12 protein-coding genes are annotated in these 16402 nt (G+C 46.5%); 4 read left to right on the forward strand and 8 right to left on the reverse strand.

Annotated elements, in window-relative coordinates; genetic code table 11:
• Window positions 1-3 precede the first annotated feature (3 nt).
• The 7 genes from XBJ1_RS02110 to XBJ1_RS02140 all read right to left on the reverse strand — a co-directional run bounded on the left by XBJ1_RS02110 (window position 4) and on the right by XBJ1_RS02140 (window position 7935).
• The gene (locus XBJ1_RS02110) at window positions 4-1341 is read right to left on the reverse strand and encodes an HlyD family type I secretion periplasmic adaptor subunit (protein WP_012987093.1); all 1338 of its coding nucleotides are present in this window, start codon (window positions 1339-1341) and stop codon (window positions 4-6) included.
• A gap of 72 nt (window positions 1342-1413) precedes the next feature.
• Window positions 1414-3141, reverse strand: a complete 1728-nt coding sequence (locus tag XBJ1_RS02115) for a type I secretion system permease/ATPase (RefSeq protein WP_012987094.1) — start codon at window positions 3139-3141, stop codon at window positions 1414-1416.
• Window positions 3142-3224: 83 nt separating this feature from the next.
• Entirely contained in the window at window positions 3225-3554 is a 330-nt protein-coding gene (locus XBJ1_RS02120) for a protease inhibitor Inh/omp19 family protein (protein WP_012987095.1), read from the reverse strand.
• A 171-nt stretch (window positions 3555-3725) separates the two neighbouring features.
• Window positions 3726-5156, reverse strand: a complete 1431-nt coding sequence (locus XBJ1_RS02125; RefSeq protein WP_012987096.1) for a serralysin family metalloprotease — start codon at window positions 5154-5156, stop codon at window positions 3726-3728.
• A gap of 317 nt (window positions 5157-5473) precedes the next feature.
• Window positions 5474-6571 carry a 23S rRNA (cytidine(2498)-2'-O)-methyltransferase RlmM gene (gene rlmM / locus XBJ1_RS02130; protein ID WP_012987097.1) on the reverse strand — a complete coding sequence of 366 codons (1098 nt, stop codon included), beginning with the start codon at window positions 6569-6571 and terminating at the stop codon, window positions 5474-5476.
• Entirely contained in the window at window positions 6564-6959 is a 396-nt protein-coding gene (locus XBJ1_RS02135) for a DUF423 domain-containing protein (RefSeq protein WP_012987098.1), read from the reverse strand. Before XBJ1_RS02135 ends, rlmM begins: the two co-directional genes overlap by 8 nt.
• A 55-nt stretch (window positions 6960-7014) precedes the next feature.
• Window positions 7015-7935: a transcriptional regulator GcvA gene (locus tag XBJ1_RS02140; protein WP_012987099.1), complete on the reverse strand. Its 921-nt coding sequence runs from the start codon at window positions 7933-7935 to the stop codon at window positions 7015-7017.
• 786 nt (window positions 7936-8721) lie between these two features.
• Here XBJ1_RS02140 and XBJ1_RS02145 point away from each other — a divergent pair.
• The 3 genes from XBJ1_RS02145 (at window position 8722) to XBJ1_RS02155 (ending at window position 12883) form a co-directional block, all read left to right on the forward strand.
• On the forward strand, window positions 8722-10068 hold the full coding sequence (locus tag XBJ1_RS02145) for an NCS2 family permease (RefSeq protein ID WP_012987100.1): 1347 nt from the start codon (window positions 8722-8724) through the stop codon (window positions 10066-10068).
• 262 nt (window positions 10069-10330) lie between these two features.
• Complete coding sequence (locus tag XBJ1_RS02150) at window positions 10331-11980, forward strand: Na+/H+ antiporter (protein WP_038198300.1); 1650 nt, start codon at window positions 10331-10333, stop codon at window positions 11978-11980.
• Between the two features lie 3 nt (window positions 11981-11983).
• Window positions 11984-12883 (forward strand): carboxylate/amino acid/amine transporter, encoded by a 900-nt coding sequence (locus XBJ1_RS02155; RefSeq protein ID WP_012987102.1) that lies wholly within the window; start codon window positions 11984-11986, stop codon window positions 12881-12883.
• Here XBJ1_RS02155 and metR read toward each other — a convergent pair.
• Window positions 12768-13724: an HTH-type transcriptional regulator MetR gene (gene metR / locus XBJ1_RS19285; protein WP_012987103.1), complete on the reverse strand. Its 957-nt coding sequence runs from the start codon at window positions 13722-13724 to the stop codon at window positions 12768-12770. The two genes, XBJ1_RS02155 and metR, sit on opposite strands and share 116 nt — an antisense overlap.
• Window positions 13725-13831: 107 nt before the next feature.
• On the opposite strand from metR, the gene metE reads away from it, so the two are divergent.
• Window positions 13832-16126: a 5-methyltetrahydropteroyltriglutamate--homocysteine S-methyltransferase gene (metE, locus tag XBJ1_RS02160; RefSeq protein WP_012987104.1), complete on the forward strand. Its 2295-nt coding sequence runs from the start codon at window positions 13832-13834 to the stop codon at window positions 16124-16126.
• The last annotated feature ends 276 nt before the right edge of the window (window positions 16127-16402 follow it).

Here is a 16402-nt window from a genome sequence, read left to right on the forward strand (position 1 = left end):
CTGTTACTCCTCAATCAGTGACGTTGACGCCCTGTCCATCAATGGTTTGAATAGATAACTCAACAGTGATCGCGAACCCGTTTTAACGAAGACTTCAACCGGCATCCCCGGCTTGATATGCAGCCCTGCCAGTTGTGCCATCCCCTCTGGTGTCACTCTGACCCGCATCTGGTAATAAGGTTCTCTTGTCACCCCATCCACCAATCGGTCGGCGGAGATCACTGTCACTTTGCCTGTCACTTTCGGCGTCTGGTTCTGATTGAATGCGGTGAACATCAAATCCACATCCTGCCCCATTGCGACTTTATCAATCAGATGTACCATCAGGCGCGCTTCGACTTCTAACGCACTCTGGGCTGGCAAGATTTCCATCAATTTTTCCCCGGAAGCCACAACGCCGCCTTGGGTAAATACTGTCAGCCCCATTACCGAGCCACTCACCGGGGCGGTAATTGAGGTATGGGATAAATCAAACTGAGTTGTTTCCAGCTTGTTTTTCAGCTCATTGGCCTGCACCTGCACATCCGAAAGCTGGCTACGGACTTCACGTTGATAATCTGCCTGCCGCTGGATAATCCGCTGCCGGGTTTCCTGACACTGTTTTTCAAGCTGACCAATGCGTCCCGCCATCTCGGCCATGCTGCCACTTAACTCACTTTGACTGCGCTGCAATTCCAGATAACGGTTACGGGGAAAGTAACCCTCTTCGGTCAGCGGCCGCAGATTGGTCACTTGCTCTTTAAGTGAAACCTGCTGCTGCTGTTTATTTGTCAGCGCGTTCCGCAACCCTTTGAGCTGAAAACTCAGCCCCTCTTCAGCCTGCTGCATCCCCGCCAGATCACTTCTCAGCATCTCACGACGTGACAGGAAAAGCTGTTTCTGTAATACCAGAATATCCTTAATGCGTGGTTCCGATTGTTGATCCCACAACGTAGCCGGAAAGGAAATCACCTCCAGTCCTTGCTGCTCGGCCAGCAATCGGGCTTCCGTCGCCAGAGTGGTATGCAATTGCTGTTTCAGGGAGTCAATTTGGGCATTAACCTGCACCTGACTGAGCTGCACTAGTACCTGTCCGGCTTTAACCTGTTCCCCTTCCGATGCCAGAATTTGTCTGATGATGCCATTGGCTGGCGACTGCACGGTTTTACGGTTGCCATCCACCACCACAATACCGGAGGAAGCAACACCTTTATCGAGCGGGGCAAAGGCCGCCCAGACGAAAAACCCCAAGAGGCCAATACCGATGACCAGCCAGCCCAGCCGCAGGTAGCGATTCGCATCCAGCGGCAATAATCCCGATTCATCATTTTTCGCACTTTTTGCGTTGGTCTGATAGGACATCTTCACTCCCAGGCAGAAACTTCCCCCTGCCCACTGATTAAAACCGTGTCATAAAAACATGGCAGAGCCACATTACGAGGCACGTTCGACTGTTTTTGACTGCGACAGCGCCGCCATAACTTGCTGAGATGGGCCAAACATTTTCATTTTTCCCTGCACCAACAGCAAAATTTTGTTTGTTTGTGAGAGCAAAGAAGGCCGATGCGTGATCACTACCACTGTTTTGCCCTGTTCCCGCAATTGCGTAATCGCCTGACTCAGCGCCTTTTCACCGATATCATCCAGATTGGAATTTGGTTCATCCAGCACCAGCAGCGACGGATTGCCGTACAATGCCCGTGCCAGCCCAATCCGCTGCTTCTGCCCACCGGACAATCCCATTCCTCCAGTGCCAATCACCGTGTCATAACCCTGTTCAAGATTGAGTACCAGTTCATGGACACCCGCTTTTTTGGCCGCTTCAATGACTTTTTCAGGATCCACGTCATTAAAACGCGCAATGTTTTCCGCAATCGTGCCACCAAATAGTTCGATGTCCTGCGGCAAATAACCTATCGATGCCCCCAGTTCATCCTTGTTCCATTGGTAAATATCGGCATCATCGAGCCGCACAACACCTTCCTGTGACGGCCAAATCCCCACCAGCAGGCGAGCCAGCGTAGATTTCCCCGACGCACTGGGGCCAATCACGCCCAACACATCGCCGGCATTCAGGGAAAAACTGATATCCTGCAAAACCTGTTTATGATTCCCCGCCGTTTGTCTGGCCTGTGTTTTACTCGGTGGTATTGCGGCAACTTTTTCCAGCAACAAAATACCTTTAGGGGCAGGCAGTGACATACCGCTTTTACGTTCTGGCTGCGCCTTCAGCAATTTATCCAGTCGCTGCCATGACAGACGAGCGGCGCTCCAGCTTTTCCACGCTTGGATCAACTGCTCAATCGGCGACAATGCCCGTCCCATCAAGATAGAACCCGTGATCATCATACCCGGCGTGATATTGCCTTCAATCGCCAGCCAGCCTCCCAAACCGAGGATCAACGACTGCAAGGCCATGCGCACTGTTTTGGTCAGTGCGGTGATGGATGCTGCCCGTTCGCTGGCAATACGCTGGAAATTGAGAAAGCGCTCATGCAGGCTAAACCATCGCTGACGCAGTGCCGGCAACATACCCAAGGCTTCAATGACTTCCGCATTACGCAGATTAGTACTGGCAAGATTGGCAGAGCGCAGGGAGAGATGACTCGCTTCCGATAAAGGCGACTGAGACAGCCATTGGTTCAGTACCGCCAACGTGATCAAAATGATCGCCCCAACCAGCGCCAGCAGTCCCAAGTACGGGCTAAACAGAAAAATAACCCAGAGATAGATCGGGAACCAAGGCACATCAAAAAAAGCAAACAGCGCATTGCCCGTCAGGAACTGGCGGATAGTTGCCAAGTCATTGAGCATTTGCCCGGCATCGGTGGAGCCATTTTTCAGGTTGGACTCATACGACGCGGTATAAACACGCTGGTTCAGGCACATATCAAACTGGCTGCCGATGCGGATCACCACCATGCTACGGATATATTCCAGCCCGCCCATAATAGCGAACATGCCGAGCGTGATCAGGGTCAGCATCAGCAGAGTCATTTCATTACTGGATGGCAGGACTCGATCATATACCTGAAGCATATAAATAGAGGGAACCAACATCAGCAGATTGATAAATGCCGTAAATAAGCCAATAGTCCAGAATACTTTGCTGCGTGCACGGATAACATCCGTGATTTCATCCTTTGGAAAGCGTAGTTTCACTGCAATCCCTTCATCATTAACTGAAGCAAAAACGATTTATTTACCCAGTCATTTGTTATTTTTATTTTATTTTGTCACTGCATTTACTTTGTCACAGAATGCGTGCCACTGAATGTCATAACGAGTTCCCGCCCATCAACCAGGTATGCCACCCATTGCTCGGACTCATGGCCAAAAAAGGCCAGACTATTGCCATCATCGTCAGTCAGAGTGATACCATCAGGTGTAGGACGCCAGCCCTCTACAGGGTTCCCCATCAGTTCGGTCAGGCAAGAATCACCTTTCAGCGCCCAAATTGACCCCTCAGGCAAACGGGTATCCGTTAATTCAATACTGCATACCTGATTGCCATCTGATAGCTGCCATAACCCTTTCAGTTCAGCCGGTTCAGGAAGTCTCAAACTACTCGCCATACATCCTCCAATCAAAAAAAGAGAAAACATTATCGATAAGGCCAATTTAAATAAACAAGACTTCGCTATACGCCTTTGCACCTTGTGTAACACGGTAACTTCCTCCCCGTAATACTGCCGTATTATTAATACATACGGCAGTATCGCGCTATCGTGATATGCCAGTCTGCATTAGACGATAAAATCAGCTTCAGCTACAGGCTGACCGATAATTTTCACCAGAAAATCATGACTGGCTAAGTCACCACCAAGGCTGATAGACATATCGGTTATATCGGTCACTTTGTCGTAAGTCAGCAGGACTTCACCCGCCCTACCAGAGAATGAATCAACAAATTTGATATCACCCTTACCACCAAAGTTAAAGTCTGAGAGATCAATCTTGTCTTCACCGGAAATAAAATCATGGATCCAGTCAGGATTGCCTTTCAGTGACTCTTTGCCATTCAGATAAACAAAAGTATCCTTGCCTGCGCCACCCCAGAGGTCATCGCCGCCCAAGCCACCATAAATGATGTCATCGCCGTCGCCGCCTTTCAGCACGTTATCAGCACTGTTGCCTACCAGAATGTCATCGCCGCTGCCACCGATCGCATTCTCAATGGTTACGCCACGGGCAATAGATACGTTGCCTTTCAAGCCACCGACATCCGAGAAAGCCCCTTCATTCAGGTTAATACGTTGATTCTGAGTAAAACCGGAGAAATCGAAAGTATCATTACCATCCGCATCCCAGACACTGAATACCAGTTTGCTTTTGGCATTGGTTGCAGTCATGAAATCACGGTCGGTATTGGAGTTGAAACCATATACAGTATCACCTGTACGAGTTTCAGTATTGGCTCCATATAACTGCTGAATGGCGGAGATATCATTCAGCAGTGGGGCAGATGAGAATGCTCCTTTGTAGTCCTGACCGGTGTATTTTTCACTGAAATAGCTCATGACGGTATAGGCACGGCTATCTTCGAAGTACTCCCCCACACTAATATAGGTTGGTCTGACCGCATCAGAAGCATCGTACTCGGCAGGATGATCCAGACCCAGCGTATGCCCGATTTCATGGGTAAATGTCTGGCGGCCATAGCCATTCACACCAATGTCATTGTCTATGAAAGTACGACTCTCCGCGCTATACCAGGAATAAGTCGTATTCTGCCCTTTTGGTAAAGTCGCAAACGCATAGTCGTCAGTTATACTATAATCAAAGAAACCAAAAGTAATATTGGCTTTAGAAAGGCTGCTGACTTCATTAAATTTTACATTGGCAACATCAGACCACGATTGTAAAGACAATAGTGCGGCCTCTTTCTGCTCATCATTAAAGGAACTGAATCCAGCAATACCAAATCTTGGCATCACGGAAGGAGCAGATTCTAGAAAGTGATATGATAATTCCACTGCACCGGAAGAGCCGACTTTATTCGTCCAATGATAATTGGTTCGTACAAGTTCATCGGGAGCTTTATTTCCCAGCGGTGTATGTGCGACACGAATACCCGGATCGGAATTTGGAACGTAGGCTGTGAGAAGTGCATTAACATCCTGAACGGACTTGGAATCAGATAACCCCACATAGGTATATTTATTCTTTGAGGTCATATAAATCTCCTGTAAAAACAATATTTATATCTAAAGCCCGAAATTTTCATAATAACGGGAGTAAGAGTTTTTTATTCTTTCTAAGATTCCCTTAAAAAGAAGACTCTCGAATAAAATAGCGTGAGTTTCATTCGGTGTAAAAATAATTAATATATCTTTTTAGAATACAAATAAATTAAATTTAATTTATGTAATAAATTATTAATTTTAAAATGAATTTTTTTGATAACAAAAAAACAGTATTATTTATTAATAAATAATACTGTTTTTATATGCTGCGAATTGATCCTAAGAAAGGATTATCTATTTCTCAATAATTAAAAATCCCGGGTCATTGCATATGCAGACCAAATACGACGAACATGTACCGTGACCTCTTCACGATCGTGGTACAAGTGCTTGGCCTGAATTTGGGCATTAACTCCATTTTCTTTCAGTTGCTGTTCTATCTTCTGCAAGATCTGAGCAACTTCCTCATAACGCTTTTTCATCGGCAACTTGAGGTTGAAAATGGCTTCACGACACCAGCTTTTCACTAGCCAGTCTGTCATGAGATGGGCAACCTTAGCAGGCTGCTCAACCATGTCACAAACCAGCCAGTAAACATTTTTCACTGTGGGTTCAAATTTGAAGCCATCCACACGATGATGTTTCACCTGCCCGGTGTCCATCAAACTATCAGCCATCAAGCCATTATCTACCGCATGAACTATCATCCCGCGTTTCACGAGCTGGTAAGTCCAGCCTCCCGGACAAGCACCAAGATCCACTGCATACAGCCCACTGCCCAGACGTTCTTCCCACTCGTCATGTGGAATGAATACATGAAAAGCTTCTTCCAGCTTCAGCGTTGAACGGCTCGGAGCATCTGACGGAAACTTCAGACGGGGGATCCCCATATAAAAACGGGAATTGTTGTTGCTGTAAGAATAGCCGACGTAACAACAGCCCGGAGCAATAAACAAAACATGAATCACCGGGCGGTTAGCACTTTCCTTTGCCAGCAAGAATTTTTCCTGACGCATGGCATGACGCAGCGGAACCGTAAACTTACGGCAGAATGTCATCAACTCTTTACTTTCATCATTATCCGGCACTTCTACGCGCAGCTCACCTGCACGTTCAATAACCCCCGTCAACATCCCAAGGATAGGGGTAATACGATCTTCCTGAGGTAAATTTTTGAGCAATTCACCCACAACCACCATCTGGCGGGCAAAGATCAATTCACCGAACGGAATTTCACGGATCAGACGATCCGCATCATCATGCTGATAACACTCAAACAACACATAACCGCTGTTTTCTTTTACGCGGGCAAAACCGTAAATTCCTTTCTTACCCGCCTTATCAGTAATTTCTGCCGCACACTCTTTTTCAAACCCGGGGCGGCAATATAAAGCAACTTTATTCATGGCTAGGCGCCGATTTCCTTAGACGCAGAGCGCCAATTAATATACATAACCAACCAATGAGAAAACTAAACCCACCGATGGGTGTCAGATAAACCAAAAATTTTAGCGGTAAAAAGGCCAGACAATAAAGACTGCCACTAAATAACACTATTCCCGCAGCGAAAAAAATACCCGCCCAGCCAAACGGCTTCGTTGGCTGCCTCATCAGTAAAGCAGCCAGCACCATCATGACCAGTGTATGCAACCCTTGATATTGCAGGCCGGTATGGATCCATTCCATTTGGCGTGACGTCAGGACAGGTGCCAGCATATGTGCACCCATCGCCCCCAATGCCACATACAAAAAACCGCTGATACCAACAAAAATAAGCATGAAACGACTGCTCATCGCTCCGCTCCTGTTTCTGGATATATGACGTGATACGCCTTCACACATCCGGTTTTCATTCGTTAGTGATAAATCCTAACCTTGCCTGTTCACTCGCGGCCTGCATCAAGATCCATTTCCGAAAAGCCGCAATCTTGCCCAATTCTGCCTGATTATCATGGCAAACCAAATAAAATGCATTCTTGCTGACCAAAACATCATTGAATGGGCAGACAAGGCGCCCCGCATCAATTTCATTTTGTGCCATCACATTATTGGCAAGGGCAACCCCCTGCCCATGCACCGCCGCCTGAATCACCATTGAGCTATGGCTGAATATCGGCCCCTGCTGAACATTGATCTGCTGCTGCATATCAAGCTGGCGAATATAGGCCTGCCAGTCCCGCCGGGAAGAATCGTGCAACAAAGTATGCTTGGCCAGATCTGCCGGTATTTTTAATGGGCGTTCCCCCATCAGTAAAGAGGGAGAACAAACGGGTAGCAGATATTCAGGATAGAGACGATCTGTCCGCATGCCTGGCCAATTGCCTCTGCCATAAAAAATCGCAACATCAACATCATCTGCCAATTTATCTTCTTCCCTATCCACCGCCTGAATCCTGACATCAATGCCCGGAAAACTCTGATTGAAACCAGAAAGCCGTGGCACCAGCCACTGAATGGCAAAGCTCGGTGACAAACTTACCGTCAGTGCACCTTTGGCACTGCGAGCCTGAAGTTTGCGGGTTGCATCATTGATAGCAGTGAAAATTTCTTTGATATCCAGATAGTAACTCTGCCCGTCTTCCGTCAGCAGTAGTGAACGGTTACGGCGACGAAAAAGTTTCAATCCCAGAAAGTCTTCCAGACTTTTCATCTGGTGACTTACGGCCGCCTGAGTTACAAATAATTCTTCTGCTGCTTTAGTAAAACTAAGATGACGAGCTGCAGCATCAAAAACGCGTAACGCATTAAGGGGTGGTAAACGTTTAGACATGTTCGTTTCTTATATGATAGTGGCGATACCGATACTTCTTTTCTCTCAGGTATTAGTTTTTGTAATCCGAATCATTATAATTTGTCCATTGATGATATACCAGCAAATCCCTATAGTGTGCGCAACTTCCTAAGCCGGAACGAAAAGTAACTCTGTAGTGATACATTGAAGCTTTTGGCTTTGTAGTTGTGATGTTGTGTTTGCAAGTTGTCTGGTAGACCAGACTTTGTAGCATATGCTACTGTTTTTTTTCACTTCCTGTACATTTACCCTGTCTGTCCATAGTGATTTTTTTAATGCACCGCAATTGCGGTGCTTTTTTTCTCAACTTTCCTGTAAAATTATCCCCACTTGGTTAAAGAAAAAATGATTCTTACCGACCACAAAAGAATCTAAATATGCCACGTGTTTTGATAAAATCACCATGTACTAATTTTTCTCGATTTAAATGGCACATTTTTTCAATTCACGTGGCGCGCTACATACACAATTTGATGAACAGGCTTAAACAAGTAGATCTTTTTAGTGTGTTCTCAGTACATACGGAGATAACTCACAACAAATTTTATGATTATCTCTTGATTCTCATCCCTTATTCACTGGATAATCATTCGCCTCAAATTCTCTCTCCATTTTTTTATCTGAAAAGCCAAACGATTGCGTATTGAAGTGGCTGTACTAATGAGTACAGCACCAATTTTAAGTATCTTACGACGTAATCGTTTTCGTTAGGCAAAGTGGAGAGATGATAGCGTTAGAAATTCAACATAATGGCAGGGGAAAGACATGTCTGGCATGCAGGCACCAACTCAATGCAAACTCGATAAGTATTTTAAGATTACTGAACGCGGAACGACGGTACGTCAGGAAATTTTGGCTGGATTGACGACATTTCTGGCGATGGTGTATTCCGTTATCGTTGTGCCGGGCATGCTGGGGCAAGCCGGATTTCCTCATACAGCGGTCTTTATTTCTGTATGTTTGGTGACGGGTATCGGCTCATTATTGATGGGATTGTGGGTTAACCTGCCGATGGCAATTGGCTGTGCAATCTCGCTGACCGCATTTACAGCGTTCAGTCTGGTTTTAGGACAGCAGGTGAGTATTCCCGTGGCGCTGGGTGCTGTTTTCCTGATGGGATGCCTGTTTACGGTGATTTCAGTGACGGGGATTCGGTCTTGGATCTTGCGCAATATGCCAATGGGAATTGCTCATGGAACCGGTATTGGTATCGGGCTGTTTCTGCTGCTGATTGCGGCAAATGGTGTGGGGATGGTGATTAAAAATCCTCATGCCGGTTTACCGGTTGCTTTTGGCTCATTGACTGCATTTCCCGTAATAATGACGTTATTAGGTCTGGCGGGGATTATTGGTCTGGAAAGGAAGAAAGTACCCGGTGGTATTTTGTTGGTCATTATCGTTATCTCAATTATCGGCCTGATTTTTGATCCCGCAGTGAAATATCAAGGATTTTTTAAGCTGCCAACGTTGGGAGAAGATGGGTTGTCTCTGATGTTTAGCATGGATATTGTGGGAGCTTTGCAGCCTGTAGTGTTGCCGAGTGTCTTGGCATTGGTGATGACAGCGATATTTGATGCGACAGGGACAATTCGAGCCGTAGCAGGGCAAGCTAACCTATTGGATAAAGGCGGCCAGATTATCAATGGAGGCAAAGCTCTGACGGCTGATTCCGTAAGCAGTATTTTTGCAGGCGCGATGGGTTCTTCTCCTGCTGCTGTCTACATTGAATCCGCTGCGGGCACTGCCGCCGGAGGCAAGACGGGCTTAACCGCCGCGGTTGTGGGTATTCTGTTCCTGCTGATTTTATTCCTTTCTCCGTTGTCGTACCTGGTTCCGGCCTATGCGACAGCCCCTGCTTTGATGTATGTCGGGCTACTGATGCTGAGCAACGTGCGGAAGCTGAATTTCGATGATTCTGTCGAAGCTATGTCAGGATTACTGTGTGCGGTGTTTATTGTACTGACTTGTAATATCGTCACCGGCATTATGCTAGGGTTCAGTGCTTTGGTTGTCGGGCGAGTTTTCTCTGGTGAGTGGCGTAAACTGAATATCGGTACGGTGATCATTGCTATCGTGCTAGTGATATTTTATGCCGGAAATTGGGCTATCTAAATAAGAAAATCATGCGCAGCCGGTCAGGGTTTGCGCATACTTCCTCCTGTCGGATAAATTTTAAAACGTGTTAATTTTTCAGCACACTCCCGCCGATAAGTATAAAATAGACTAATGACTTACTGATCATTGATTCACAATGTGATTGTTTTTTGATTTTCTTTAATAACTTTAATATTTATGGTTATTACGGCTGTTATTAGAGTGAAAAAAAAGTCACAATCTCTTCACCGACGGATTTTTGGCAATTTGTAAGGGTAATATGGAAATATTTTTTACTATCTTGATCTTGATTTTGGTGGTGTCAGTTTCAGGTGTTCTTACTAAAATGATCCCGTTCCGCATTCCCTTGCCGATAGTGCAAATAGCTATGGGAGCACTACTGGCTTGGCCTCATTTTGGTTTACACGTTACTTTCGATCCTGAATTATTCCTCGTTTTACTTATCCCTCCTTTATTATTTGTTGATGGCTGGAAAACACCGACCAGAGAATTTTTTCAACATGGGCGTGAAATAGTCATTCTGGTTTTATTCTTGGTATTAGTGACGGTTGTCGGTATTGGCTACTTGATTTACTGGTTGCTGCCGGGTATTCCTCTTATTGCTGCTTTTGCTCTGGCTGCGGTGCTGTCACCAACTGATGCGGTTGCGTTGTCATCAATTGTTGGAAAAGGGCGCATCCCGAAAAACATGATGAGTGTGCTGGAAGGTGAAGCGTTGATGAACGATGCTTCTGGTCTGGTTGCACTGAAGTTTGCCGTGGCAATTGCCATGGGAACGATGGTATTTACGGTCACTGGCGCCACAATAGAGTTTTTCAAAGTTGCGATTGGTGGTCTGCTGTCCGGTATTGCCATTACATGGCTGTACAGTAAATCGTTGCGATTGATGAGCCGCTGGAGTGGCGATGATCCAGCAACTCAAATCATGTTTATGATGCTGCTGCCATTCGCTTCCTACATGATTGCTGAACATATCGGCGTATCGGGTATTTTAGCTGCGGTGGCTGCGGGTATGACTATCAGTAAATCTGGCGTAATCCGCAATGCACCTCTGGCTATGCGACTGCGTGCCGATAACGTATGGGGAATGCTGGCCTTTGTCTTTAACGGCCTTGTATTTGTCATGCTGGGGCTACAATTGCCGGGTATCTGGGAAACGTCTGTCGAGCAGGCTGAACTTGATCCGCAAGTTGAAACGTGGATGCTGTTTGCTGCGGTTGGCATCATTTATGTGGCGTTGGTATTGCTGCGGTTCTGTTGGTTATGGTTGATGAAAAATGCCAGCAAGGTGTTAATGAAGAAAAAACCGCTGGAATTTGCTTCTTACACTATGCGTGAATTGTGTCTGGCGTCGCTTGCGGGTGTACGTGGTGCGATTACGCTTGCGGGTGCGTTATCTGTCCCGCTTTTCTTGCCGGATGGAGATCCATTCCCAGCGCGTTATCAGTTGATTTTCATCGCAGCGGGCGTGATCCTGTTCTCCCTGTTTGTCGGTGTTGTTGTCCTGCCACTGTTGCTGCGTGGTATGAAAGTGGGAGATAAGCAGGCGGATATCAATGAAATCAGAATGGCGAAAGCAGCAATGGCTGAAGTTGCGATTGTCAGTATGAATAAAATGGAAGAGCGCTTGTCTGCCAGCACCGAAGAAAAACTGGATGCAGAGGTAGTGAGTGAAATTGCTTCCCGAGTCACGGGTTATTTGCGGCGTCGTACCGTGGGTAAAGATGAAATCGAACATAACTTGCTGGTTGAGGAGTTGGAACGACGTTTCCGTTTGACGGCATTAAGGGCCGAAAGGGGAGAGCTGTATCATCTACGTGCAACCCGTAAGATTAGTAATGAAACACTCCAAACGCTGCTGCATGATTTGGATTTGCTTGAAGCATTACTTGTGGTTAAAGATCAATAAATTATGTGGCTGTTAACGATCACAACTTTTTTGTGGGCTGCCTCATTCAGCCTGATTGGTGCTTACCTTGCTGGTCAGGTTGATAGCTGGTTTTCCGTGTTTATCAGAGTTGTGCTGGCGGCCTTGGTATTCCTGCCGTTTTTGCGCTGGCGTGGGTTATCGCTGAAAGTGATCTCATTGTATATGGTCGTGGGAGCCTGTCAGCTTGGCGTGATGTATTTGTTTGTATTTCATGCCTACCACTACTTGACTGTCGCTGAATTTTTGCTGTTTACGGTGATGACTCCGCTGTATGTCACACTGATATATGATGTGATGGGACGTCAGCGATTGCGTTGGGGCTATGCGATGAGTTCTTTGCTGGCAGTGGCTGGCGCAGCGATTATCCGTTATGACCGATTGAGCGAATCTTTTTGGATTGGTTTGATACTGGTGCAGTTGGCGAATATTTTCTTTGCGATAGGTCAGGTTGGCTATAAGCGTTTGATGGAAGTGTATCCGATACCGCAGCGGGTCGCGTTTTCGTGGTTCTATCTGGGGGCTTGTGTGGTCGCAACCATTGGTTGGCTGCTGTTTGGTGATCCATATAAATTGCCGACAACACAATTACAATGGGGCGTCCTGATCTGGTTAGGTGCAGGCGCTTCTGGCATTGGTTATTTTATGTGGAACTATGGCGCAACCCAAGTGGATACCGGAACACTGGCGATTATGAATAATATGCTGGTTCCGGCCGGGTTGTTGGTCAATTTTTTAATTTGGCAGCAGCATCCTGATTGGCTGGGTTTTACCATAGGAAGCAGCCTGATTGTTGCATCTCTTTGGGTGCATCACCGTTGGATATTGAAACCCGTTTTACAAACGGCAAATTGTCCACCGCGTGCTGGCGCGCAGAACGAATAAATGTATTAATGGCAGGTTGGTGCTGTTCTCCTTCTCGGCAGGCAGCATACAATCTGCTCCATAATCCTTCTCCCAACGTTTTTGTCACAACCAGCCCCTGCCTTTCGAATGTTTCTACTGCCCAATGGGGTAATGCAGCAATGCCTAAGCGAGCAGCCACCATCTGGATCAGTAACAGAGTATTATCGACGCTTTTTAATGTCGGGGTAACACCTGCTGGCTGGAGGAACCGCCGCCAGATATCAAACCGTTGGCGCTGGACGGGATAAATCAGCAGCGTTTCGGGAGCGAGATCTTGTGGATAGATATCGCGTTTATTTGCTAATGGGTGATCCGGAGCAAGCACGAGTTTCACTTCATAGTCAAACAGCGACGTATAGTTCAGCTTGCTGTCTGCAATAATATCTGAGGTCAGTACAATATCCAGTTCCCGCTGTTGCAGTGCAGGCTGCGGATCAAACGTCACACCGGATTTAAAATCCACACTAACCTGCGGCCAGCTTTCACTAAAACGCTTCAGTGCTGGCGTCAGCCACTGAATACAGCTATGGCATTCAATGGCAATGCGCAGATTAATTTCTTCCGGTTCACTGCATTCACGCAGGGAAGCCGTCACCAGAGGGAGTACCTTCCCCGCCAGTTTTAACAGCACTTCCCCTTGAGGCGTAAGGCGCAATGGCTGGCTTTTGCGAATGAAGAGTTTGAATCCCAGCCGATGCTCTAGTTCACTGAACTGATGAGAAAGAGCAGATTGCGTCTGATGCAGATGATTTGCAGCCGCAGCCAATGAACCGCAATGACTCAATGCCTGTAGTGTTTTTAAATGTTTTATTTCGATCATGAAAAACCTTCAAGTTGATGATGAATAATTTGCGCTTGTGGTTTATACAGTACCTGTTGATTATAGAAGTGTAAACATCTAGACGGCTAAAATTTGCGGGTGACGACATGACAGTTTTGAATCATACATTAGGTTTTCCACGTATCGGCTTGAAAAGAGAGCTAAAAAAGGCGCAAGAAAATTATTGGGCAGGCAAGATTTCTCAACAGGAATTGCTGGAAACAGGTCGTGAATTACGTGCACGTCACTGGCAACAGCAAAAAGAGGCGGGAGTTGATTTAGTTCCGGTAGGTGATTTTGCTTGGTATGACCAAGTATTGACGACTAACTTGCTATTGGGCAACGTGCCACCACGTCATCAGAATGAAGATGGTAGCATTGATCTGGATACGCTGTTTCGTATTGGCCGCGGTCGAGCTCCAACAGGCACACCAGCGGCTGCTTCTGAAATGACTAAATGGTTCAATACAAATTATCACTATATCGTACCTGAATTTCAGCAGGGGCAAGAATTTAAATTGACCTGGACTCAATTACTGGATGAAGTGGATGAAGCACTGGCATTGGGACACAAAGTCAAACCTGTTCTACTGGGGCCTGTAACTTATTTATGGCTCGGCAAGGTGAAAGGTAAAGCCTTCGACCGCCTCTCCCTGTTAACGGATATTCTTCCTGTCTATCAGCAAGTATTAGCAGAATTGGCAAAACGGGGCATCGAATGGGTGCAGATTGATGAGCCGGCACTGGTACTGGAACTACCGAAGGAATGGCTGGAGGCTTTCTCGACGGCTTATCAGGCGCTGCAAGGACAGGCTAAATTACTGCTGACAACGTATTTCGATAGCATCAGCCATAATCTGGCGACGATCAAATCACTGCCAGTACAAGGGCTGCATGTCGACTTAGTTGCAGGGAAGGATTCCCTTGATGAATTGAATAAATCTCTGCCGGAAACGTGGTTGCTTTCATTGGGGGTTATCAATGGGCGCAACGTCTGGCGAGCAGATTTGAGTGCTAAATACCAGCTTGTGGCATCGCTGGCAGGCAAGCGTGATATTTGGATCGGCACGTCCTGTTCATTGCTGCACAGCCCGATTGACCTGAACGATGAAACCGGGCTGGATGAAGAAGTTAAAAGCTGGTTTGCCTTTGCATTACAGAAATGCGCAGAGCTGTCTTTGCTGGCACAGGCACTGAATGCACCGGAAGGCAGCAAACAGGCTGAACTGGATGCTTACAGTGCGCCAATCCGTGCACGCCGTAGTTCCACAAGGGTGAACAATCCGACGGTGACTGAGCGCATCACGGCGATCAAACCACAGGATAGCGAGCGTAATCTGGTTTATCCAGAACGAGCCAAACTCCAGCGTGAACGTTACAATTTACCGTTGTGGCCGACCACAACTATCGGATCATTCCCACAAACAACGGAAATTCGTAGCCTGCGTCTGGATTTCAAAAAAGGTCGTGTGGATAACACGCATTATCGCACCAATATTTCTGAACATATTAAGCAGGCGATCAATGAACAGGAAAATCTGGGACTGGATGTGCTGGTGCATGGTGAAGCCGAACGTAACGACATGGTCGAGTATTTCGGTGAACATTTTGATGGTTATGTCTTTACCCAAAATGGCTGGGTACAAAGCTACGGTTCCCGTTGTGTTAAGCCGCCAGTAATCATTGGCGATATCAGCCGTCCGGAAGCCATTACTGTAAATTGGGCAACATATGCACAATCCCTGACAGATAAGCCTGTCAAAGGAATGTTAACAGGGCCGGTGACTATCCTCTGCTGGTCATTCCCAAGGGAAGATATTAGCCGCGAAACGATTGCTAAACAGATTGCACTGGCCTTGCGTGATGAAGTTGATGATTTACAAAAAGCAGGTATTGGTATCATTCAGATTGATGAACCAGCACTGCGTGAAGGTTTGCCGCTGCGTAGGGAAGAATGGCAGGAATATCTGGAATGGGCGGTGGATGCTTTCAAACTGAGTGCCGCGATTGCGGAGGATGATACTCAGATCCATACCCATATGTGTTATTGCGAGTTCAATGACATCATGCTTTCCATTGCAGCACTGGATGCGGATGTGATCACCATTGAAACGTCTCGTTCAGATATGGAATTGTTGGATTCATTTGAAGATTTTTCATATCCGAATGAGATTGGGCCTGGTGTGTATGATATCCACTCACCTAACGTGCCTAGTGTCGAATGGATTGAAGCGTTGCTGCGTAAAGCGGCTGACCGTATCCCAGTGGAACGTCTGTGGGTTAACCCGGATTGCGGCCTCAAAACCCGTGGCTGGACTGAAACCCGTCAGGCACTGGCGAACATGGTCGAAGCGGCGAAACGTCTGCGTGCTTCCGTGAACAATACTTCCGTAAATAACTAAACTGAAGAACGCCCGCTACAGCAAATAAAATGTGGCGGGCGAAAAAATTATTTCCCCAATATCTCCTGAGCCGATCCACGAATGGATTGTGCTACCCACTCAGCATATTGATGATTTGATCAAAAAAGCCCATCGTAACTCCCTTCTTGTTGATGATTTATTGGTTTGACCACATAAAGCACTTGCTTAGATGCATTAATAAGCATAAAGCAATAGTCATGTTATTAAATAAAGATAGATGCAATATGTAATTATTACATTTGCATAATATTGCAG

Source organism: Xenorhabdus bovienii SS-2004 (genome assembly GCF_000027225.1).
Lineage (GTDB): Bacteria > Pseudomonadota > Gammaproteobacteria > Enterobacterales > Enterobacteriaceae > Xenorhabdus > Xenorhabdus bovienii_C.